Genomic DNA, 22,120 nt, shown 5'->3' on the forward strand with positions numbered 1-22,120 from the left:
TTTCTGTTATAATATTTCTGAATTCGATTTTAGGTCATCTACGTCTTTTACCCTAAACACAAGCATTGCCGCTATAATAAGGCTCACACCACTTGTTACAATGGCAAAAATGGCATCGTTGTTATAAAGGTATTTAACCATAGGGCCGCCTATAAGGGCATTTATGATTTGAGGAATTACGATAAAGAAGTTGAATATCCCCATATAAACTCCCATTTTTAAAGGAGGTATAGATCCTGCCAGTATTGCATAAGGCATAGCCAATATACTGGCCCATGCAATACCTACACCTATCATACAAACGGTTAACCAATCTTCATTTGGCATAAAGTACATACCTATCAAACTGATTCCCCCTATAAAAAGAGAAATGGTATGTGTACGCTTTCTGCCTATTTTTTTAGCTATTGCAGGAAGAGCAAATGCAAATATCCCTCCCACTAAATTGTATATACCAAACAGTATCCCAACCCAGTCTCCTGCATTTTGATAAGTTTGGTTTTTAACATCGTCAACAGCTAATCCATAAAAATGATGAGCGATTGCTGGAGTGGTAAACACCCACATACCAAAAAGCCCGAACCATGAGAAAAACTGTACCCAGCTTAACTGGCGCATAGTAAAAGGCATCTTTTTAAAGTCAGTGAAAATATCAGATAATTTTGCTTCCCTGATTTCAGGTTGCGGAGTGTTATCAGACTTATTAAAGCCTGCTAGTTCCTCAGGAGTATATTCTTTTGTTGTGAAAACAGTAATAAGGATAGTAGTGATAAGTACCACCGCCCCTATAATAAAAGAAAGAATAAGATGTAAAGGAATAGAACCGTCCTCTGCCTGATTAGAAACTCCAAACCAGTTAGCCAGCACATATGGTAATACAGAACCTATAACAGCTCCAAAACCTATAACTACACTTTGAATACTAAAGCCAAGTGTTCGCTGCTCTGTTCTTAAATTATCTGCAACAAGTGCCCTAAAAGGCTCCATGGCAATATTAAAGGAGGCATCCATAATCATGAGCATACCTGCCCCAACCCATAAAGCCGGAAGGAATGCCGTAAAAATATTTGCCTGTGGCATTAATATCAAGCCAATAGAAGCAAGTACTGCTCCCGTAAGAAAAAATGGTTTTCTCCTACCCAGTTTAGTCCATGTATTATCACTGTAGTGGCCTACTATAGGCTGAACGATTAACCCCATAAGAGGAGCGACAATCCAAAACCAGGAAAGCTCGTGCACCTCGGCACCAAATGTTTGAAGGATGTTACTGGCAAAGCCATTTTGCAGGGCAAAACCCATTTGTATCCCCAGGAAACCGAAACTCATGTTCCATATTTCCCAGAAACCTAATTTACGCTTTTCCATTATCGTAATTTAAAATTCATAATACGATAAGCGCGTAGCTTATCAAAACTTACTTTTTGTTGCGAAGTGAAGTATAAGCTTTGATAATCAGTGACAAATATATAGCATTTTTAATGTACAAATGCCGTTTTAAATATTAATTTTTTTATTGAATAGTGTAAAATTAAAAAAATAAACAACTGAAAAACAACCAGATAAACAAAACTACAACGTTGGCGTAGATTCTCTTTCTACCAAGTGTGTTTCTATAACTTCGGTGCGATAATGCTCGTCTTCCTCCTCCATTTCAAGTCGGTCAATAAGCATTTTTGCAGCGCTTCTGCCCATCTTTATACCATTTTGGCTAACAGTTGTAATAGCCGGGCTGGAGAACTGCGAAATAATACCATCGGTAAACCCTATTACCGAAAGATCATCGGGCACATTAACCCCCATTTTAGCAGCCAGTTTTATACAGGTAACTGCAAACAGCTCATTAACTGCAAATATGGCATCAGGCTTTTGTTCTTCCAGAAGTCGTTCTATTTTAACCGAGCAGTTGTCTATATCCTCTATCTTAACAATCATGTCCTCTTCGGCCATCATATTATTATCTCTAAGAGCTTTAAGGTAACCTTCAGTTCTTAGCTTGCCTACACTCACATAGTCGACCGTGGTAACAAGAGCTACTTTTTTAAACCCTTTATTAATAAGGTAGTCTACCGCTTCATAAGCTGCCATTTGGTCGTCTATAATTACCTTATCACAAAAAACATCATTAGTAATCCTGTCAAACATCACTACAGGCATCCCTTGGTTTATAACCTCTACTATATGGTGAAAATCCTTTTTTAGCTGGGTTTCCTTTGATAACGACATAATAAAACCGTCTATACTCCCCGTAGCAAGCATTTCCATGTTGATTACCTCCTTATCAAACGATTCATCCGAAAGACATACAATTACATTATATCCGTTTTCGTTTGCCACCTGCTCTATACCGCTAATAACAGTAGCAAAAAAGTGATGGACAATTTCCGGTATTATAATGCCAATGGTCTTAGTTTTCTTGTTTTTAAGACTTAGGGCAATATTATTAGGCTTGTAATTATATAGTTTCGCAAATGCCTGAACCTTTTGCTTTGTATCTTCACTAATTTCAGGACTGTTTCTCAGCGATTTAGACACTGTAGAGATAGATACATCCAGTTCCCTTGCAATTTGCTTTAGAGTGACTTTTCTTTTCATTTCGTCGATAAAAAATAACTTTTCGTAACTAAAGGTAGTTTTAATTTTTATTAGTCACAAAATTCCCACCTAAATATTGTAAATTAAAGAAAGTTTTCAACACGCAAACGTTTTCGGTAGGGCGTAATTACGAAAACGTTTTTTTATGAAGAGATTTTACATAATTTTAACATACGAAGTGAATTATAAGCAAAAACAAAACACAAAATTAACCCAAACAAATTGTATGAGAACAACGTATAAAAAGTTATTGCTTTTATTACTACTGTTACCATTTAGCGTACTGGCTCAGAGTACTTTATCGGGAACTGTAAGTGATAATGCAACCGGGGAACCTCTCCCTGGAGTTAATGTAATTGTTGAGGGTACAACTAACGGTGTCGCAACAAACATAGACGGTAAATATTCACTGTCTGATGTTAAGAGCGGAGACATTATTGTATTCAGCTTTATCGGTTATGCCGATCAGGTTTTACAATACAACGGAGAAGCGACCTTAAATGTTGTATTACAGGAAGATTCCACTCAACTTGAAGAGGTAGTAGTTATAGGTTATGGTACTACTACTAAAAAAGATGCTACAGGTGCTTTAACCACTGTAACTTCAAAAGACTTTATAAAAGGAGCCGTTATGAGTTCTGACCAGCTTATTGTTGGTAAGGCACCGGGTGTAAGAATTACAAATTCAGGTGGTGCGCCGGATTCGGCACCAAATATCAGGATTAGGGGCGGAAGTTCGCTTTCGGCAAACAACAACCCTCTTATCATTATAGATGGTGTGCCTATTGATAACGTTAATCCAGCAGGTGTAAACAACCCTTTATCACTGGTTAACCCTAACGATGTAGAATCGTTTACCATACTTAAAGACGCTTCGGCAACTGCTATTTATGGTTCAAGAGCTTCTAACGGTGTAATTATCATTACTACTAAAAAAGGTACTTCGGGAGCACCTAAATTCAATTATTCATCGTATGTAGCTATAGGTAAAGCTAATGACCTTGTTAATATGATGGACAGTTCTTCTTTCGTTAGGTTTATTCAGGAATATCATCCTGACTACACTAACTACCTTGGTGTGGACGACCCTACTACCGATGCGGTAGATGATCCAAATACTGCTGCTATTGAAGGACGCAGAATATATGACACTAACTGGCAGAAAGAGATTTTAAGAACTTCTATCTCTACAGATCACAACTTTAGCGCCAGCGCTAACCTTTTCGGGAAAGTTCCGTTTAGAGGATCTGTTGGTTACACCAAGAACGAAGGAGTAGTTAAAACAAATGACTACGAGCGTTATACTACGACTTTAAAATTCAGCCCTACTTTCTTTGACGATCACTTAAAGGTAGATGTTAATGCTAAAGGATTCTGGATTGATAAAAACACTGTAGATGAAGGCGGTGCCATAGGTGGTTCACTTAACATGGATCCTACAAAACCAATTTATGCCGACAGTGACATAAACAACTTTGGCGGATATTACCAAAATACTACTGCTGCTAACCCTCTTGATTTTGACGGTCAATATAACCCGGTAAACCTTTTACAGGAAAGAAGAAGACCGGAGGTAGTTAACAAATTTATTGGTAACGCACAGTTTGACTACAAAATGCACTTTTTACCTGAGTTAAGAGCAATTGTAAACTTAGGTGCAGAGGCATCGAGAGCTAAAATACTGGAGCAATACAGTGATATCGCTTTTGCAACTTACCAGTATGATAACGTAAACGACACTTATATATTTAACCCTGGAGTTAATTATAGAGAAACACAACATATTACAAACAAAACTTTAGATTCTTACCTTGCCTATACTAAAAACTTTTCAGGGTTCTTAACCCGAGTTGATGCTCAGGCCGGTTACTCTTATCAAAGCTTTGTAAACGATGGCTACAAAACCATTTACCAATACAATGCTCAAACAGGTGTAAGAGAAGTAAGAGAGAATGAATCTAATCCTCAAAACAGGTATTACAACAAAATGGTTTTACAGTCATTCTTTGGCCGTGCTAATGTTGATTTATTAGACAAATACCTTTTCACATTTACTTTAAGAGCAGACGGTTCTTCACTATTCCGCGAAGACAAGCGTTGGGGTTACTTCCCTGCTGCCGGTGCTGCATGGAGAATTACTGATGAGCCTTTCCTTAAAAACAACAAAACCATTAAAAACCTTAAACTTCGTTTAGGTTATGGTATTACAGGTCAACAGGATATTACAGGAATTGGAGGTTTCTACCCTAGTTCAGCTATTTTTAGCCCTGGTGATCCAAACAGCCAGTACCTGCCGGGTACAAGCACATACAGTGCAAATCCTTTTAATGACCAGTTAACCTGGGAAAAAACCACAACTTATAACATTGGTTTGGATTTCGATTTGTTTAACAACAACCTTCTTTCAGGTAGCGTTGAGTTATACAAAAGAAATACCGACGATCTTCTTGTAAGATCTACAGTACCACCGGGACAGTACCTTACTAACGAGATTACTCAAAACGTAGGTTCGATGGAAAACAAAGGTGTGGAAGTTGGCTTAACATTAAGACCAATTGTAACTCAGGATTTCACTTGGGAAGTATCAGGTAATTTCGCTTACAACATTGGTGAGGTAACAGATCTTAAAGATGTTAGCATGATTAATGCTGATGAGTCTGGTCTTCCGGTACAAACAGGTGTAAGAATGGCACGTCACGCAGTAGGTGAGCAACCATACTCTGCATGGGTATTCGAACAGCTTTATGATGCATCCGGCAGTCCTATTGTTGGTGGGTTTAAAGATCGTAACGGTGATGGTGTAATTACTAATGATGACAGATACTTTAAAGCGTTAAGACCAAACTGGACTTATGGTTTCAGCACTAACTTTACTTATAAAAACTTTGACCTTGCGGCCAGTTTCCACGGACAGGCAGACGGACAGGTTTACAACTCTGCAAAACTTGTAGGAGGATGGGTAAACAGAGCGCTACCTAACAACACTAACAGTCTTAACAATGTAATTGACTTTTATGACGGTGCAGCAGATCCTAGCTTTACAACCATTCAGGGTAACATTCCGTTATCAGACTACTACCTTGAAAATGCGAGCTTCTTAAGATGTGATAACATCACAGTAGGTTACCGTATTAACAACATCATAAAAGACGGACAGGGATCGCTAAGGCTTTATGCAGCAGTTAACAACGCGTTCCTTATCACTAACTACTCAGGTCAGGATCCGGAGAACTTTAATGCAATTGATAACAATTTCTATCCAAGACCAAGAATTTACAGCGTAGGCTTAAATTTTGACTTCTAATCAAAAAATTATTATGAACATGAGAAAACTAAATAAAAAGATAATTCTTGGAATGAGTGCCATGGTACTGCTATTCTCATCATGTACTAATGATTTGGATACAGAGCCTAAGGTAGAATTATCTATAGAAAACCTGCTTGCACAGGACCCTAATGCTATAGAAGGGCTACTGTCTAAAATGTATGGTACCTTTGCGCTTTCGGGACCTAACGGACCGGGAAGTTCAGATATTACAGGGCCAGACCCGGGTGAAACAGCTTTCCTTAGAAGTATTATTAACCTTCAGGACTTTACTGCTGACGATATGAAAAACCGTTGGGGTGATGATGGTCTTGATCAGTTAACCACTACTTCTAACTGGGACCCTAACAACAAATTCTTTAAATACCTTTATGACAGGGTATATTACATAGTACCGCAAACTACAAACATCATCAGAGTACTTGATGGTGTGGATGTAGACAACGAAGCACAAATTGTAGGAGAGCTGCGTTTTATAAGATCGTTAGCTTATTACTACATGATAGACTGTTTTGGTAAAGGTGTTATTGTAAATGAAACTAACTATGGTGAAACTTCTCCGCTAAACGAATCTACAAGAACAGAGCTGTTTGAGTTTGTAGAACAGGAGCTTTTAGCTATTGAGGATATACTTCCTGAAACTAACAGCTACGGTAGAGCAAATAAAGCTACTGCACAAATGCTATTAGCTAAACTTTACCTTAATGCCGAAGTTTATACCGGCACACAACGTTATGACGATGCACTTACTTACACTGTAAAAGTTATTGATGCAGGTTACACCCTTGCTCCTAACTTTGTAAGTCTGTTCTCTGGTGATAACGATACCAGCACAGAAATAATTTTCCCTCTAATTGCCGATCCGGTAGTGAGCCAGAGTTATGGTAATACTACTTATATAGTAAACGGTTCTCTTAGTACAGAGACTATGAACATACTTGATTTTGGAGCTACCGATGCCTGGACAGGACACAGGGCTACAAAGGCATGGTATGGCCTTTACGGTGATCTTGAAACATCGCCAGACGACAGAGCAGAACTGTTTTGGACAGAAGGTCATAATTATGAAATGGAAGATTACAAAACTTGGGCAGATGGTTATCCGTCAATTAAGTTCAGGAATACAAACTTTAACGGATCATCAACAGCTACCAGCTTCTCTGGTACTGATTTCCCTCTGTTTAGACTTGCCGATGCTTACCTGATGTATGCCGAGTGTACATTAAGAGGTGCTGCGGGAGGTTCTGCAAGCCAGGCTTTAACTTATGTTAACCAGGTAAGAGAGCGTTCGCACGCTACTGCAATATCTGCAGGACAACTAGACCTTGATTTCATTCTTGACGAAAGAGCAAGAGAGCTTAACCTTGAAGGACACAGAAGAACAGACCTTATCCGTTTTGGCAAATTTACAGGTGGTACTTACCTGTGGCCATGGAAAGGTAATACACTAAACGGTACATCAATACCGTCTACATACAAACTGTTCCCTATTCCTCAAAGTGCCCTACAGGCAAACGTTAACCTAACACAAAACCCAGGCTACTAATTTAAAAATGACCACGATGAAAAAAATATTTAACTTTTCTGTCCTTGCTTTATTATTCATGTCGGTACTGTCATGTTCAAGCGATGATGATATTACGATTGTTGAATCAGACTCTGCTCCGGTACTTATCTCTCCGGAAGATGGCAGCAGCATTGTTTTAACAGAAGACCTTGCAGACAACCCTGCACTTACACTGGTATGGGATCACAGTGTTTATACTGTAGATACCGAGATTGACTACACTATCGAAATGGCTGTTTCGGGTACTGACTTTGCTGCTCCTGCAGTTGCCGGTACTACTAATACAAAAGTATACTCATTGAATGTAGCAGAACTTAACACTATTGCCATTGGCCTAGGTTTGGAACCTTTTGAACAAGGCAGTGTAGATGTAAGAGTTACTTCATCACTTGGTGATAATGCAGACCTTGCTATGGTTTCTAATGTTATCTCTTTAAACATTACTCCTTATGTTACTATAGAGCCGGAAGACCCACAATTATTCTTTGTAGGTGCTCCACAGGCATACTATGGTCTTAACGCATGGGACAACACTACAGCTATCCCAATGAGATATATTGGTGACGGTACTACTATGGTATTTGAAGCTTATGTAAAAGTTGGTGCTGCAGACGGATTTAAATTCATTGGCGTTCAAGGAAGCTGGGACGATGGTAACTATGGTACTGTAGGTGGTGCTCAGGATGGTAACCTTGAAAACTCCGGAGGAAGCAGCGACATTAAAGTTGCCGAAACTGATGGTGATGGTTTCTATTACGTATGGGTAGACCTTGACAATCTTCAATATCAGTCTGTTAAAATGGACTGGGGTATTATAGGTAGTGCTACAGCAAACGGATGGGATGGCGAAACTGCTATGACTTACGACTTTGAGAATAACAAATACACTATCGCTGCTACACTTGCAGAAGGTGAAATGAAGTTCAGATCTTCTAACACAGGCAACTTTATAGCAGGTGACGCATGGAAGTTTAACGTTGGTAACAGTGACCCAATGGTTACTTACGACCCGGGAGCGCCAAACTTCTCTGTTAGCGCAGGAAGCTATAATATAGAATTTTCTTTAGATCTTGTTGGTACAGCAACTGTATCAGGACTATAATAATTGTTTTAAAAAAGGGCTGTTTTCACAGCCCTTTTTATCTTTTTAAAATATGAAAAAATTTACTCAGCTATTATTTTTATTAACTGCTTCAATAGGCTTTGCACAACAGCAAAATGTTACCTATTCGGTTTCGCCTTCAGAATTCAATGAAGATGACTCTATAACCATCACCATTGAAGGCTCAAGCGTAAACGAGGCCACATGGAACATTACTGATAACGCATTGTACCTATGGGCATGGTCGTACGACCTGAACGACGAAAACTCTATGGACTGCCCTACAAATGGTTCATGGGATAACTCGGGTGAAGCAAACAAATTCACTTACAATTCGGGCAGTGACACCTACACCCTAAGCTTTGTACCTACTACTTTTTATAACAGGACAGGTATAGGCTCTATAGGATTTCTTATAAAAGCAAAAGACGGTAACGGAGATAAAAAATCTCAGGATATTACAGTGCAGGTAGGTGCTTTTCAGGTAAACCTTACCTCTACTGCAAATAACAGCAGCACCATATTAACATCGGGTAGTGATTTTGATATTGCTGCTACTAATACCGGTGGTGAAGCAGATTACGAACTGTTTGCTAACGGCGTTAGCATAAACTCGGCAACAGGAGTGAGCACTTATGCTTATACCGATACTAATATTACCGAGATTAAAAACTACGAACTGGTAGTAACCCATAATGCTAATAGTATTAGCAAAACATTTACGGTTATTGTTAACCCGGGCACTGTTGAAGAGGCAATGCCTCAGGATTATGAAGACGGAATTACCTACAACACTGCCGATGCTACAAAAGCAATACTTGTTTTAGACGCACCTCTTAAAGACTTTGTATATGTAGCAGGTAGCTTTAACAACTGGCAGCCTACATCGGCTTATGCCATGAAAAAAGATACAGAGTCGGGTAAATTTTGGTTAGAGCTTAACGGGCTTACCGAAGGCGAAGTATACACTTACCAATACTGGGTAGTAGCCGAAGCTCCGGTTGCAGGCTCTCCTGAACTGGTTAAAACTGCCGACCCATATTCTACACTGGTACTTTCACCATATGATGACCCTTACATTCCGGCAGCCTCTTACCCTAACCTTCCGGCTTACCCTGCAGGACAGGAAAGAGAAGTAACCGTACTGCAAACAGGTCAGGAAGAATACAACTGGCAGGTTACCGATTTTGTGAAACCTAAAAAAGAAGACCTTATTATATATGAGGTACTTGTTAGAGATTTTGATTCAGACAGAAACTATCAGGACCTGATAGACAAGATAGATTACTTTAAAAACCTGCATATTAATGCCATTGAGCTAATGCCGGTTATGGAATTTGAAGGCAACGAAAGCTGGGGGTATAATACCTCTTTCCATATGGCTACCGATAAGTTTTACGGTCCATCTGATAAGCTTAAAGAGTTTATAGACCTTTGCCACCAAAATGGTATTGCCGTTATATTAGATGTTGCCCTAAACCATGCCTTTGGTCGTAACCCTATGGTTAGAATGTGGATGGACGACCCTGACGGCGACGGATGGGGTGGACCAAGTACCGAAAACCCATACTTCAACGTTGAGGCTAAACACTCTTATAATGTAGGTAACGATTTTAACCACCAGCAATCAAGAACTCAAAACTATGTTAGAAGAGTTGTAAAACACTGGATTGAAGAATTCCATATAGATGGTTTCCGTTGGGATCTTACAAAAGGATTCACACAAAACTGTAGTGCTAACGATGAAGCCTGCACCAATGCTTACCAGCAGGACAGGGTGGATATCCTTAAGGAATATGCTGATTACTCGTGGAGCCTTGACCCTACACACTATACTATTTTTGAGCACTTAGGTACTGATGCCGAAGAGCAGCAATGGGCTAACTACAAAGTTGACGAAGGCAAAGGTGTAATGATGTGGGGTATAATGAATTCTACATACAACCAGCTTACTATGGGGTATGCAGATAATTCTAACATCAACCGCGTAGGTAATAACAGCCGTGGCTTTATAGGTAAGAGACTTGTAGGTTATGCCGAAAGCCATGATGAAGAAAGAATAATGTTTAAGAATCTGGAATACGGTAACAGCAACAACCCGGCTCATAATGTGAAAGACCTTAATATAGCGCTTAAACGTATGAGAACTATGGGCGCTGTACTTATTCCGGTACCGGGACCTAAAATGTTATGGCATTTTGGAGACCTGGGTTGGGAGTACTCTATATATACGTGTAACAACGGCAGTGTAAACATGCCGGGCGGAGACGATGGTGACTGTAAACTTGATACAAAACCACAACCGCAATGGGATGAAGACTGGCTAAACGATGTAGAACGCCAAAAGGTATACTATACCTGGGGCAAACTTAATTACCTAAAAACACAGGAAGATGTGTTTGAAGGCGATTACACCATTACTCCGTCATCAGGAACATCGCTTACTCCTAAAATACACATATGGAATGATGCGCTTGCCGATACCGATCTTAAAGATGTGGTTATCGTATCTAACTTTAATGTAACCGATCAGGCAATAGATCCAGCATTCCCTTATACAGGTACATGGTACAACCTACTGGATAATTCTGAAATAGAAGTTACCAATGTAAATGCTACCATAAACATCCCTGCCGGTGATTTCAGGATATACGGTAACAAACAGGTAGAACTGGGTACAGAGGATTTCACTACTCAAAAAGTAGTACTATACCCTAACCCTGCTACTACACAATTTACTATTAATACAGATGTAAGCCGTGTAGAAATATACAGTATGACAGGACAACTTGTAAAAACATTTGCCGCCACTCAGGCATTTAACCTATATGATATAAGTATGCTGTCTAAAGGACTGTATATTGTTAATGTAACAGATACAAACAACAATCATAAAACATTAAAATTGGTTAAAGATTAATTTGAGTGAGTTTTAGTTAAGTTTCTCAAAGCCTCCTGCTCTCACAGGAGGCTTTTTGTTATAGTAATCATAAAGAAATGTGAAAAACAAAATGTGTGCGGTAATTTTGCGTTCCTATTTGAAATGAAAATGACAATGAGAATTAACAAAATCGTTCTTTTACTGCTAACAGCAGTATTATTTATTCAGTGTGATACCGTAAACAGTGTATTTGGAGGCAGCTCCAAATCATCATCAAGATCAAAAACTTCCACATCAAGGACTAAAACAAGTACATCAGGCTCCCGCGCCCATTATAACATACAGCACAGGGACGACTTCCTTTCGGTGTCCGACAGGGAAAAGGAAAGTATCCTTAAAGAATCTAAAGCTACCGAAGACCAGTACTCACTATTAGTATTCACCAAAAACTTTAAAGGTGAGAAAATTGTAGTTACCGCTCAGGAAAAAAGACTTTTTAGCGGTTATCTTATCTCAAACATAAAAACAGGCTATGCCGATAAACTAACGATAGATAATACTAAAGATGTAAGGGTGTATGACAACCTTACCAAAAAAGAGATTGTGATAGACAGCAAAGAAGCTAAAAAACACAAGTTCATCTACCTTCAAAAAGACAACTCGAATAAGGAGAGTCCGTTTATTCTGATTTACAGTAATACCCTAAGGCCTCTGGATTAATTTAATTTCATTAGATTTATGCACAACCAGCCATAAATCTAATGAATTATAAAGAGATTATTAAAGAAACACAAGGCTCACTTGCTAAATTATCCCAACAACTAAACGATATAGAGATAGAGATAGCAGATACGTTTGAGATTAACTCATCAAACTTTAATGATGTATTAAACAGTCATAAAAAAAATATTTTCAAATTTCCTCTCATATATACTATCGAAATAACAGATTCCAGTATACTTAGAGATTTTGTTGAAAAATATCAAAACAGACCTCAGGGATTAAAAACTTCTAAATTTAACTATAGGGACAAAGAAGTTCCTGTTCAAAATACGCTGTATGTAGGCAGCACCATGAAAAACTTTTACGGCAGATTAAAACAACATCTGGGATTAACTGGAAAAAGTGTATATAGTATGCATTTGTTACGTTGGGATAAACAAATGACTTACACAGTCAAGGTAAAAGTATATGAGATTAAAAACATAAAAGATCACGAAGTAATAATTACTCAAAATATAGTAGAAGCTATAGAACAACAAATATGGGACAAATTACAACCCATTTTTGGTAAAAAAAGCGGACAATTATAACTTTTGATATTTCATCAATTTCATTTTTTTTAACTCTCTGAAAATGAAATAAGCCACACATAAAAAAGTGTTTAAATAATTATTTTTATACATATTTGAATTTCTCATAAATAGTTGTACTTTTGCATCCCCTTTATTGGGGATGGAATGTTTAATTAAAATAATTTATTGTGAACACATTAAGCTACAAAACAGTTTCAGCTAACAAGGCTACTGCTCAGAAAGAGTGGATCATAGTTGATGCTGAAGGTCATAATTTGGGCCGTTTTGCTTCAAAAGTTGCAATGCTTTTAAGAGGTAAATACAAAACAAATTATACACCGCACGTGGACTGTGGAGATAACGTAATTGTTATCAACGCAGAGAAAATCAATCTAACAGGTAACAAACTGGAGGACAAAACTTATATCCGCCACACTGGTTACCCTGGAGGTCAAAGAAGTTTGACTGCTAAAAATCTACAGGCTAAAAACCCTGCCATTTTAGTAGAAAAAGCTGTAAAAGGAATGCTACCTAAAAACAAATTAGGTGCTGAGCTATTCCGTAATTTAAATGTATATGTAGGTTCAGAGCACAAGCATGATGCTCAACAACCTAAAACCGTTAACTTAAACGATCTAAAGTAAATGGCTACTATTCACAAAATCGGTAGAAGAAAAACCGCTGTTGCGCGTGTATACGTTACCGAAGGTACAGGTAAAATTACCGTTAACAAAAAAGAATTCGAAACTTACTTCCCTACTGCAACTTTACAGTACAAAGTAATGCAACCTCTTGCAATGACAGAGAACGCTGCTAACTTTGACGTAAAAGTAAACGTATACGGAGGTGGTATAACAGGACAGGCAGAAGCTGTAAGAATGGCTATCGCAAGAGCAATGTGCGAAGTTGACGCTGAAAACAGAACAATCCTTAAACCGGAAGGTTTACTAACAAGGGATCCAAGAATGGTTGAGCGTAAGAAATTCGGTCAGAAGAAAGCACGTAAGAGATTCCAGTTCTCTAAACGTTAATCTGCTGTTATTACAACAATCAGTTTATTCTTTTTTAAAAAAATTAAAACAAGTTGCTGTTGTCTCTTCTAACAGAGAGTTAGTTTAGCATCTAAATGGATAAGGCCGGAAACGCCACTTAACCATTGCTACTCAACAGAACGTAAACTATTACAAAAATGGCAAATAAAGTAGAAGTTAAAGACTTACTAGAGGCAGGTGTTCACTTTGGACACATGACCAGAAAGTGGAATCCAAACATGGCTCCTTACATCTACATGGAGCGTAACGGTATCCACATTATAAACTTATATAAAACTGCTGCTAAGATTGAAGAAGCTAATGAGGCTCTTAAAAAAATCGCGGCATCAGGAAGAAAAGTATTATTTGTTGCTACTAAAAAGCAAGCAAAAGACATCGTTGCTGAAAAAGCAGCTGCAGCAAACATGCCTTACATCACAGAAAGATGGCCAGGTGGTATGCTAACTAACTTCGTTACTATCAGAAAAGCTGTTAAGAAAATGGCTTCTATTGATAAAATGAAGAAAGATGGTACATTTAATACGCTATCTAAAAAAGAGCGTTTACAGGTAGATCGTCTTCGTGCAAAACTTGAGAAAAACTTAGGTTCAATTGCCGACATGACCAGATTACCAGCTGCACTGTTTGTAGTTGATATTAAAGCTGAACACATCGCAGTAAAAGAAGCACACAAATTAAACATTCCGGTTTTTGCAATGGTAGATACTAACTCTGACCCAAGAGAGGTAGATTACGTAATACCAGCTAATGATGATGCTTCAAAATCAATTGACAAAATTTTATCTTTAGTTTCAGGCGCTATCGTTGAAGGACTTTCTGACAGAAAATCTGAAAAAGAAGAGCAGGATGCTACTGCTGCTAAAGCAGAAGCTCCACAAGCGGCTACTGAAGAATAAATAATAACATTACAATAAAGTCGTTGTGCTGGTAGATGTTTACTTTTGTAGTCATTATATCAACATAACGACTTTAATTTTAACCTATTAAAATAATTTCAAAATGGCAAATATTACTGCTGCTGACGTAAATAAATTAAGGCAAACTACAGGTGCCGGTATGATGGACTGTAAAAAAGCCCTTGTTGAGGCTGAAGGAGATTTTGACAAAGCGATCGAAATCCTTCGTAAAAAAGGCCAAAAAGTTGCTGCTAACAGAGCTGACAGAGAGTCTACTGAAGGTGCTGTTATCGCAGTTGTTAATGCTGACAAAACTGCCGGTGTAGTTATCTCTCTTAACTGTGAGACTGACTTCGTTGCTAAAAACGAATCTTTCGTGAAATTAGCTACAGATCTTGCTGAGCTTGCATTAAACTTCAACACTAAAGAAGAATTCCTTGCTGCTGCTTTCGGAAACATCACTGTTGAAGAAAAACTTACTGAGCAAACAGGTGTTATCGGTGAGAAAATCGAGATCGGTTCTTTCGAAAGACTTGAAGGTGCATTTGTAGGTTCATACATCCACGCTGGTAACAGAATCGCTACTCTTGTAAGCCTTTCTGCTAACGTAGAAGGTGGTGAAGAAGCTGCTAGAAACGTTGCTATGCAGGCTGCTGCTATGGCTCCACTTGCTCTTAACGAGGAAGGTATCGATGCTGCAGTAGTTGAGAAAGAAATCGAGATCGCTAAAGATCAGTTACGTCAGGAAGGTAAACCGGAAGCTATGTTAGACAACATTGCTAAAGGTAAACTTGGCCGTTTCTTTAAAGACAACACTCTTGTTAACCAGGATTACATTAAAGACAGCAAACTAAGCGTAAGCGGTTATGTTAAGTCTGTTGATGCTTCTCTAGTTGTTACAGGTTTCAAAAGAGTTGCTCTTGCTTAATTAAAAACAAGCAAACACATATAAAAAAATCCCGATGTTTCCATCGGGATTTTTTGTTATAATACTCTCTAGCCTTTATTACTATTTCTTAACAAGAAAAAGGTGCGTTGCATATATGCCAATTCATTCAATTTATCTTTTTTCTCCTCTTCACTTTTCCACATAATACCATTAATCGCCTCACGGTTTCTGTCAAAAAAATCTAAGGCATACATCTCTACCTCATCATCAGTTAGCGGACATGTAGCAAGCAAACTAAAAAATCGGTCATAATTAAGCAAGTTTTGCTCTAGCCCCATTTGTTCATCAAGAAAATAAAGCTTCATTGCATCACTACCTTCATCAATTACTCTATCACCTATTATACTAAACCAAAAATTTTTGAGGTTATCATGATAATCAGGCGCAGTAACCTCTACATCGCTTTTATAACGCTCCCACAATTCATTAAGCGTAAAACTCTTTTGGTCAAATGTTTTATAAACTAGTTTATTTCTCGGTATATCACCCTGCCCTGACGGCGGATCATCATCATGAATAACATGTACATTTTTAGGATTTGCAGCCTGTACAGGCTCTTGCTCTTTATCTTCACTGCAGGAGATAAAAACAAGACATACAACCAAGAACAGTAAGGATGTTTTTTTCATAAGGCAGGTGGTTTTTTTAGTTAAATTAAAATATAAAACACTAAATATAAACAACTTACACCTTAAAACCAAATTACACCAAAGGCAAGTCAAACACCTCAAGTAATTCCTTAGCCACAACCTCACCTTTAACAATACTTAATCCCGAACGCAAGTCGGCATTCTGTTCACAGGCTTTTTCCCAGCCCATATTAGCCAGTTTAAGCACATAAGGCAACGTTACATTAGTAAGCGCCAGTGTAGAGGTATAAGGCACAGCACCCGGCATATTGGCTACGCAATAGTGCACTATATCATCAATTACAAAAGTAGGATCATCATGCGTGGTAGGCCTTGTGGTTTCAATACATCCTCCCTGATCTACAGCAACATCAACCAGCACCGTACCCGGGCGCATTTCTTTAAGCATTTCTCTTGTAATCAGGTTAGGTGCTTTAGCACCAGGTATCAATACCGCCCCGATAATAAGATCATGGTTTTTAATATGCTTCTTAATATTATACACGCTTGAAAATTCGGTTACCACATGGCTCGGCATTACATCGTTTACATAACGAAGGCGCTTCATGTTAATATCCAGTATAGTAACATGAGCACCAAGTCCGGCTGCCATTTTAGCTGCCTGCACTCCTACTACTCCAGCACCAAGCACAAGTACTTTCCCCGGAGGCACACCCGGCACTCCACCTAAAAGCACACCACGCCCTTTAATAGGTTTTTCAAGATACTTAGCTCCTTGCTGTATTGCCATACGTCCTGCTACCTCACTCATAGGTGTTAATAGCGGTAAAGTTCCTTCGCTATCGGTTACGGTTTCATAAGCAATACACACAGCCTTACTGCTAATCATAGCTTCAGTAAGTTCTCTACTTGATGCAAAATGAAAATAGGTAAACACAATCTGGTTTTTCTTCACCAGGTTATACTCATACGCTATAGGCTCCTTTACTTTAACAATCATCTCGGTCATTGCATATACTGCTTCAATGGTTGGAAGCATATAAGCTCCTGTTTCCCGATAGTCATCGTCAGAGAAGCCACTACCCTCTCCTGCTCCTTCCTGCACAAACACCCGATGCCCGCAGTTTACCAATTCAAAAACACCCGCCGGAGTAACTGCCACCCGACTCTCATAATTTTTAATTTCTTTAGGAACCCCTATTTTCATGTGGATAAAATTTAAATTTTACCAAATATAACAAATACACCCCCTAAATATTACAAAGAAAAATATAAAATAACATAATTTTAAAACACAACCCCCTAAAAAACAAAACATCAACAATCAAAAAACACCAAAACTGCCAGATTAACCATAAAAGCAGTATTTTTGAAAATCCCCTTACAAACTAAACTATGTTACAAACCCGAAAAGACACTATTTTTATAATCCTTGCCGGAATTTTTATTACCAATGCCGTAGTCGCCGAACTTATTGGCGGAAAATTAATCAATATAGGTCCGTATGTAATGAGTATCGGTATTTTACCGTGGCCTGTGGTATTTTTAACTACCGATCTTATTAACGAATACTTCGGGCGAAAGGGCGTTAGGCGATTATCTTTCATTACCGCCGGCCTGATAGCCTATTGTTTTATAGTATTGTATCTGGCTTTGCAAATACCTGCAGCAAAAGGCTTCAATACCGTTAGCGACGAACAGTTTACCGCCGTTTTTGGGCAAAGCATGTGGATTATAGTGGGCAGTATTACAGCTTTTTTGGTATCGCAGCTTATTGACATTGCTATTTTCCATTTCTTTAAGCAGCGAACGGGCAACAAAATGATTTGGCTGCGAACTACGGGATCTACGGTCATATCACAACTTTTTGATAGCTTTATAGTACTGGGAATTGCCTTTTGGCTTACCGGAAAAATAGATACTACTACCTACATCGCTTCAGCCTTTACAGGATATTTCGTAAAACTGATAATAGCAATAGTACTTACGCCGTTAATATATGTAGGCCATGCCTGGATTAGCAAATACATAGAGCCCGAAAAAGAGTAATTATCAGGCTCTAAGAAAACAGGTGGCTATGCATACTATTTTAAAAACTATGCCCTATATTTGATATAACACTACTTACACCTTAATTTTTACAGCCTTGAAAAAACTTGCTTTACTATTACTACTAGCGTTTTCCAGCACCCTTTTTGCTCAGGAAAAAAAATACCAGAGCCTTTTGTGGGAGGTATCGGGTAATGGTCTTACCAAAAAATCATACCTGTATGGCTCCATGCATGTAAGCGACAAGGTTTCCTATCACCTTTCAGATGCTTTTTTTAAACATCTGCTGGATGCCGACATGGTTGCTAACGAAAGCGAACCCTCTACATGGATAGACCTGTATGGTGTTTTATCAAGGGATGGGTATGACTATTACGGACAAGGCAAGTTTTATTCAGAGTTTTACCTTTCTCCTTTAGAGAAGGATAAAATGTATCCGTTATTCTACATGAATAACTTCACCATGAACAACCTTTTGTTCAGGACAAACGAACACCAAAAGGAATATCAGGAAGAAACCTACCTGGATATGTTTATATACCGTACAGGCAGGAAATACAATAAAAAAACTGTAGGACTGGAAGACACCAAAACTTCCATCATCAATATTATGAACGCCGACATGACTAACACCAAGCCAAAGGAGGAAAACATAATAGCCCTACAAAAAATACTGAAAAATAACGGCTACGATGAAGCCATGATTAATTTTTACAGAGACAAGGATCTGGATATGATTGATTCGCTAACTGTATTATCGGCTCCCGAAGGCTACCTAAAAGCCCTTCTCTACGACCGTAATGTGGTTATGGTAAAATCAATAGACAGCCTTGCCCAAAAAGGAAGTCTGTTTGCCGCTGTGGGTGCCGCCCACCTACCGGGTAAAAAAGGCATTATCGAAATGCTTCGTAAAAAAGGCTATACTGTTAACCCCGTTTTTGATAATTACACTGAAGAAGGTAAAGCAAAAAAACAGGAAATAGAGTCTTACTTCGTTCAGCCAACATACAAACAATATACATCACCGGACGGAACTATTAGCCTACCACTGTACAAAGCCGTTATTGAGAACGAAGACAATATAGAATCGCCCGATTTGGCCAATGGCGGATACATCAATGTAAAGAGACTTCCTTTAATTGATTTTCTTAAAAAGGACAATAAACCGTTTAATCATAAATCACTGGACAGTCTATTCTATGAAAATATTCCGGGTAAAATACTCGACAAAAAATTCTATACTCAGGACGGTTATGATGTTTACGATATAAAAAATGTTACCAAAACAGGAAACACGCAACGATACAGGTACTACATAACACCACTTGAAATCATAGTGGTTAGTATGGCCGGAGAGGAAGATTATACCCGCAAGTTTGAAAACGATGTGTTTAGCAAAATAACGCTAAAACCTATCACCTCACAATGGAAAGATATTACCCCTAACCGTGGTAGTTTTAGCCTTAAAGCCCCTTCATACACTATTGTTTATGGCGACAGGGTAAATTCTAAAACTGTCTCTAACATTGAGATGTACTCTTATAACCCTCAGGATAAGGCACATTACTTCCTGCTGGAAAGAGCGCTTTCAGACAATAATAATCTGGAAAACTCGTCTTTTGAACTGAAACGTATTCAATATGAGTTTTATAACCAGTTGGATATCGACTCCACACAAACAAAAATGACAGAAACTCCGTTAAGCTTTACATCGGTTTCTGCTATAGGCGATAAAACCATAAGGTTAAAATCTTTCCTTAAAGGAAGTAAGTACTATCTAATGGGAGCTGTAGGCGCTAATGATACCGACAGTAATATGTTTTTTGACTCCTTTGAATACAAACCGGAAGTATCTGAAACTGAATACAGGGTGTATAAGGATACAACTGCGGGGTTTGAGGTTGATATACCCAAACTACAAAACGAATATCTTGATTTTGTTTCAAAACAGGATTACAGATACGGCAACGAAAAGAAAAATTACTTTACAACAAAAGACAACCATTACAGCTTTAAGCTACCGTCAGGTCAGGCTGTTAATGTATGGTACCATCAGGACCATAAATACAAAAAGCCACAAAGTATAGACTCCCTTACGGTTAAGATCAGGAAAATGATTACCGGAAGCGATGAGGATGAAGATGAGGATAATTCTGAAATCTCATCAATATCAGAACTATATGTAATTGGAGAAAATCCGTCCTATTCAAGAAACAGGAACTTTAAAAGCGCATGGAACAGTATTATTACCAAAGATCCCTTAGTAAAGCATAAAACAGAAATTAAAAACGAAAAAACATCGTTTGACAAAAGCACAGGTATCTATAAAATGGAAGCCCTTGCTGTAGACAACAAGTCTGAACAAGCCATAAAATACAACCTGATTTACCGAAACGGAAAAGGCTACCTAATCAGAACGTTGGTAGACAAAGATTATAATAACAACGACCAGCAGGTAGAAAAAGTATTCAATTCATTTAGGTTACTACCAGACGAAAACGAAGACATAAACAGTAAAAACAGGCTTGCACTATTTATAGAGGACGCTAAGAGCGAACATGATAGTATTCGTTATTCTGCATTGAATTCGGTTTACAATCTTACAATCGAAAAAGAAGACCTGCCTACTCTGGAAAACTTTATAGATACTTTTGAATTTAAAAAAGATGAAACAGAGGCATTAACCGGTCTATATGAAAAAATAGGCGAACTAAAAGATAAAAGGGCAATTGCATTTCTGGAAAAACAATACAAAAAAGAAAATGCCAACACCATAACCCAGTTTGCCGTTCTAAAAGCACTTAACCGTCAAAAATCAGAAGAAGCATATAGAAAGATACTGGAACTTATGGAGTATGACCTCCCTATTTCAGACAACAATTATGAACTAAGAAGACTTTTCTCCGGATTTAGCAACAATACCGAAAAAAGCAAAGTACTTTTCCCTGATATATTTCAGTTTTACAGCATAAACGAATATCATGAACCTATACTAGGCTTCACTTCAAAACTTTTACAAAGTGATGCTGTCAAAGCTAAAAAGCTGAAAAGCTTTAAAAAAATGATCCTTACAAACGCTAAACTGGAACTTAAAAGGGTAAAAAGCAGGAAAGACAAACACGAGATAAATGAACTATATCAAGGAGTTCCTGAAACCACAGAACTAATAGACTATATAGCATTACTATATCCGTTTAGAAATGACAGCGACGTAAAAAGCTTTTTTGACAACGTAAAAAAAACAGATGTTAAGCAGGCTAACCTGGCCATTTCCAAACTTAATATCGATAATGGCATTATTGATAAAAACGAGACTGAAACCCTGTTAAAAGATCAGGAAACGCTGTTTATAACCTACAACAGGCTTCATAAAAAAGCCCCGGAACTAACAGAAGGCATATCGCATACTGATGTGGCAGCATCAGCTATATTTACCATTAGAGGACTGGACACAAAAGAAGACTCACTATCCTTTATTGAAAAGAGAATATTACCCGTATACAGCCACAAGGCAGAGTTTTACTTTTTCAGACTTAAAAACATAAGTGAAGACAAAGATCCTTATGATTATGACCCGGACAAACTTATAGGAATAGCATTTTTACAGGATGAGAAAGGCATTAACCCTACAGCGTTTAAAATGATTAACCCTAAAACAATTATCGACGAGGATGAAATGGAAAACTATTACAAAGAAATGATCGATTCCATACTCAACGGAGATAAAATAAGGGCTAGTTTCACCAAGACATCAGATTACAATAGTATGTACGGAGAATACGGCTTCAGGTACTAACAACAATCAATCAAAAATCAATCATA

The 22,120-nt window shown here is 38.1% G+C and carries 16 protein-coding genes; 12 read left to right on the forward strand and 4 right to left on the reverse strand.

Translation table 11 applies throughout. The features are described from left to right. Positions 1–6: 6 nt before the first annotated feature. Positions 7–1,365 carry an MFS transporter gene (locus Q763_RS15695; RefSeq protein WP_035135984.1) on the reverse strand — a complete coding sequence of 453 codons (1,359 nt, stop codon included), beginning with the start codon at positions 1,363–1,365 and terminating at the stop codon, positions 7–9. A gap of 204 nt (positions 1,366–1,569) precedes the next feature. Continuing rightward, complete coding sequence (locus tag Q763_RS15700) at positions 1,570–2,592, reverse strand: LacI family DNA-binding transcriptional regulator (RefSeq protein WP_035135985.1); 1,023 nt, start codon at positions 2,590–2,592, stop codon at positions 1,570–1,572. 226 nt (positions 2,593–2,818) lie between these two features. Between Q763_RS15700 and Q763_RS15705 the strand changes: the two genes are divergently transcribed. The 10 genes from Q763_RS15705 to tsf all read left to right on the forward strand — a co-directional run bounded on the left by Q763_RS15705 (position 2,819) and on the right by tsf (position 15,638). Continuing rightward, positions 2,819–5,896: a SusC/RagA family TonB-linked outer membrane protein gene (locus tag Q763_RS15705; protein WP_035136018.1), complete on the forward strand. Its 3,078-nt coding sequence runs from the start codon at positions 2,819–2,821 to the stop codon at positions 5,894–5,896. 19 nt (positions 5,897–5,915) lie between these two features. Next, positions 5,916–7,463 carry a RagB/SusD family nutrient uptake outer membrane protein gene (locus tag Q763_RS15710; protein ID WP_035136019.1) on the forward strand — a complete coding sequence of 516 codons (1,548 nt, stop codon included), beginning with the start codon at positions 5,916–5,918 and terminating at the stop codon, positions 7,461–7,463. 16 nt (positions 7,464–7,479) lie between these two features. Further along, on the forward strand, positions 7,480–8,586 hold the full coding sequence (locus tag Q763_RS15715; protein ID WP_035135986.1) for a SusE domain-containing protein: 1,107 nt from the start codon (positions 7,480–7,482) through the stop codon (positions 8,584–8,586). A gap of 52 nt (positions 8,587–8,638) precedes the next feature. Continuing rightward, positions 8,639–11,506 (forward strand): alpha-amylase family glycosyl hydrolase, encoded by a 2,868-nt coding sequence (locus Q763_RS15720; RefSeq protein WP_035135987.1) that lies wholly within the window; start codon positions 8,639–8,641, stop codon positions 11,504–11,506. Between the two features lie 135 nt (positions 11,507–11,641). After that, positions 11,642–12,187: a hypothetical protein gene (locus Q763_RS15725; RefSeq protein WP_052123476.1), complete on the forward strand. Its 546-nt coding sequence runs from the start codon at positions 11,642–11,644 to the stop codon at positions 12,185–12,187. Positions 12,188–12,228: 41 nt separating this feature from the next. Next, positions 12,229–12,780, forward strand: coding sequence for a GIY-YIG nuclease family protein (locus Q763_RS15730; protein WP_035135988.1), 552 nt, complete (start codon positions 12,229–12,231; stop codon positions 12,778–12,780). A gap of 170 nt (positions 12,781–12,950) precedes the next feature. Further along, positions 12,951–13,406, forward strand: a complete 456-nt coding sequence (gene rplM, locus Q763_RS15735) for a 50S ribosomal protein L13 (RefSeq protein WP_035135989.1) — start codon at positions 12,951–12,953, stop codon at positions 13,404–13,406. Then, positions 13,407–13,793, forward strand: coding sequence for a 30S ribosomal protein S9 (gene rpsI, locus Q763_RS15740; protein ID WP_035135990.1), 387 nt, complete (start codon positions 13,407–13,409; stop codon positions 13,791–13,793). It begins immediately after the preceding gene. A gap of 158 nt (positions 13,794–13,951) precedes the next feature. Beyond that, the gene (gene rpsB / locus Q763_RS15745; RefSeq protein WP_035135991.1) at positions 13,952–14,710 is read left to right on the forward strand and encodes a 30S ribosomal protein S2; all 759 of its coding nucleotides are present in this window, start codon (positions 13,952–13,954) and stop codon (positions 14,708–14,710) included. 103 nt (positions 14,711–14,813) lie between these two features. Continuing rightward, positions 14,814–15,638: a translation elongation factor Ts gene (gene tsf / locus Q763_RS15750; RefSeq protein ID WP_035135992.1), complete on the forward strand. Its 825-nt coding sequence runs from the start codon at positions 14,814–14,816 to the stop codon at positions 15,636–15,638. Positions 15,639–15,706: 68 nt separating this feature from the next. On the opposite strand, the gene Q763_RS15755 is transcribed toward tsf, so the two are convergent. Together Q763_RS15755 and ald are read right to left on the reverse strand one after the other, a co-directional pair. Further along, positions 15,707–16,288, reverse strand: a complete 582-nt coding sequence (locus Q763_RS15755; protein ID WP_035135993.1) for a hypothetical protein — start codon at positions 16,286–16,288, stop codon at positions 15,707–15,709. Between the two features lie 73 nt (positions 16,289–16,361). Further along, entirely contained in the window at positions 16,362–17,456 is a 1,095-nt protein-coding gene (gene ald, locus Q763_RS15760; protein WP_035135994.1) for an alanine dehydrogenase, read from the reverse strand. A gap of 188 nt (positions 17,457–17,644) precedes the next feature. Here ald and Q763_RS15765 point away from each other — a divergent pair, with 188 nt between their 5' ends. Further along, positions 17,645–18,298, forward strand: coding sequence for a queuosine precursor transporter (locus Q763_RS15765; protein ID WP_035135995.1), 654 nt, complete (start codon positions 17,645–17,647; stop codon positions 18,296–18,298). 97 nt (positions 18,299–18,395) lie between these two features. Continuing rightward, complete coding sequence (locus tag Q763_RS15770) at positions 18,396–22,094, forward strand: TraB/GumN family protein (protein ID WP_035135996.1); 3,699 nt, start codon at positions 18,396–18,398, stop codon at positions 22,092–22,094. Positions 22,095–22,120 lie beyond the last annotated feature (26 nt).

This window comes from Flavobacterium beibuense F44-8, from assembly GCF_000769915.1.
Taxonomy (GTDB): domain Bacteria; phylum Bacteroidota; class Bacteroidia; order Flavobacteriales; family Flavobacteriaceae; genus Flavobacterium; species Flavobacterium beibuense.

Excerpts from the sequence above, each read along its gene's own strand:
- Q763_RS15755 (WP_035135993.1), bottom strand. The coding sequence starts at position 16,288 with ATGAAAAAAACATCCTTACTGTTCTTGGTTGTATGTCTTGTTTTTATC.
- Q763_RS15695 (WP_035135984.1), bottom strand. The coding sequence starts at position 1,365 with ATGGAAAAGCGTAAATTAGGTTTCTGGGAAATATGGAACATGAGTTTC.
- Q763_RS15700 (WP_035135985.1), bottom strand. The coding sequence starts at position 2,592 with ATGAAAAGAAAAGTCACTCTAAAGCAAATTGCAAGGGAACTGGATGTA.
- Q763_RS15720 (WP_035135987.1), top strand. The coding sequence starts at position 8,639 with ATGAAAAAATTTACTCAGCTATTATTTTTATTAACTGCTTCAATAGGC.
- Q763_RS15730 (WP_035135988.1), top strand. The coding sequence starts at position 12,229 with ATGAATTATAAAGAGATTATTAAAGAAACACAAGGCTCACTTGCTAAA.
- Q763_RS15705 (WP_035136018.1), top strand. The coding sequence starts at position 2,819 with ATGAGAACAACGTATAAAAAGTTATTGCTTTTATTACTACTGTTACCA.
- Q763_RS15710 (WP_035136019.1), top strand. The coding sequence starts at position 5,916 with ATGAGAAAACTAAATAAAAAGATAATTCTTGGAATGAGTGCCATGGTA.
- Q763_RS15765 (WP_035135995.1), top strand. The coding sequence starts at position 17,645 with ATGTTACAAACCCGAAAAGACACTATTTTTATAATCCTTGCCGGAATT.
- Q763_RS15725 (WP_052123476.1), top strand. The coding sequence starts at position 11,642 with ATGAGAATTAACAAAATCGTTCTTTTACTGCTAACAGCAGTATTATTT.
- rpsB (WP_035135991.1), top strand. The coding sequence starts at position 13,952 with ATGGCAAATAAAGTAGAAGTTAAAGACTTACTAGAGGCAGGTGTTCAC.
- Q763_RS15715 (WP_035135986.1), top strand. The coding sequence starts at position 7,480 with ATGAAAAAAATATTTAACTTTTCTGTCCTTGCTTTATTATTCATGTCG.
- rpsI (WP_035135990.1), top strand. The coding sequence starts at position 13,407 with ATGGCTACTATTCACAAAATCGGTAGAAGAAAAACCGCTGTTGCGCGT.
- ald (WP_035135994.1), bottom strand. The coding sequence starts at position 17,456 with ATGAAAATAGGGGTTCCTAAAGAAATTAAAAATTATGAGAGTCGGGTG.
- tsf (WP_035135992.1), top strand. The coding sequence starts at position 14,814 with ATGGCAAATATTACTGCTGCTGACGTAAATAAATTAAGGCAAACTACA.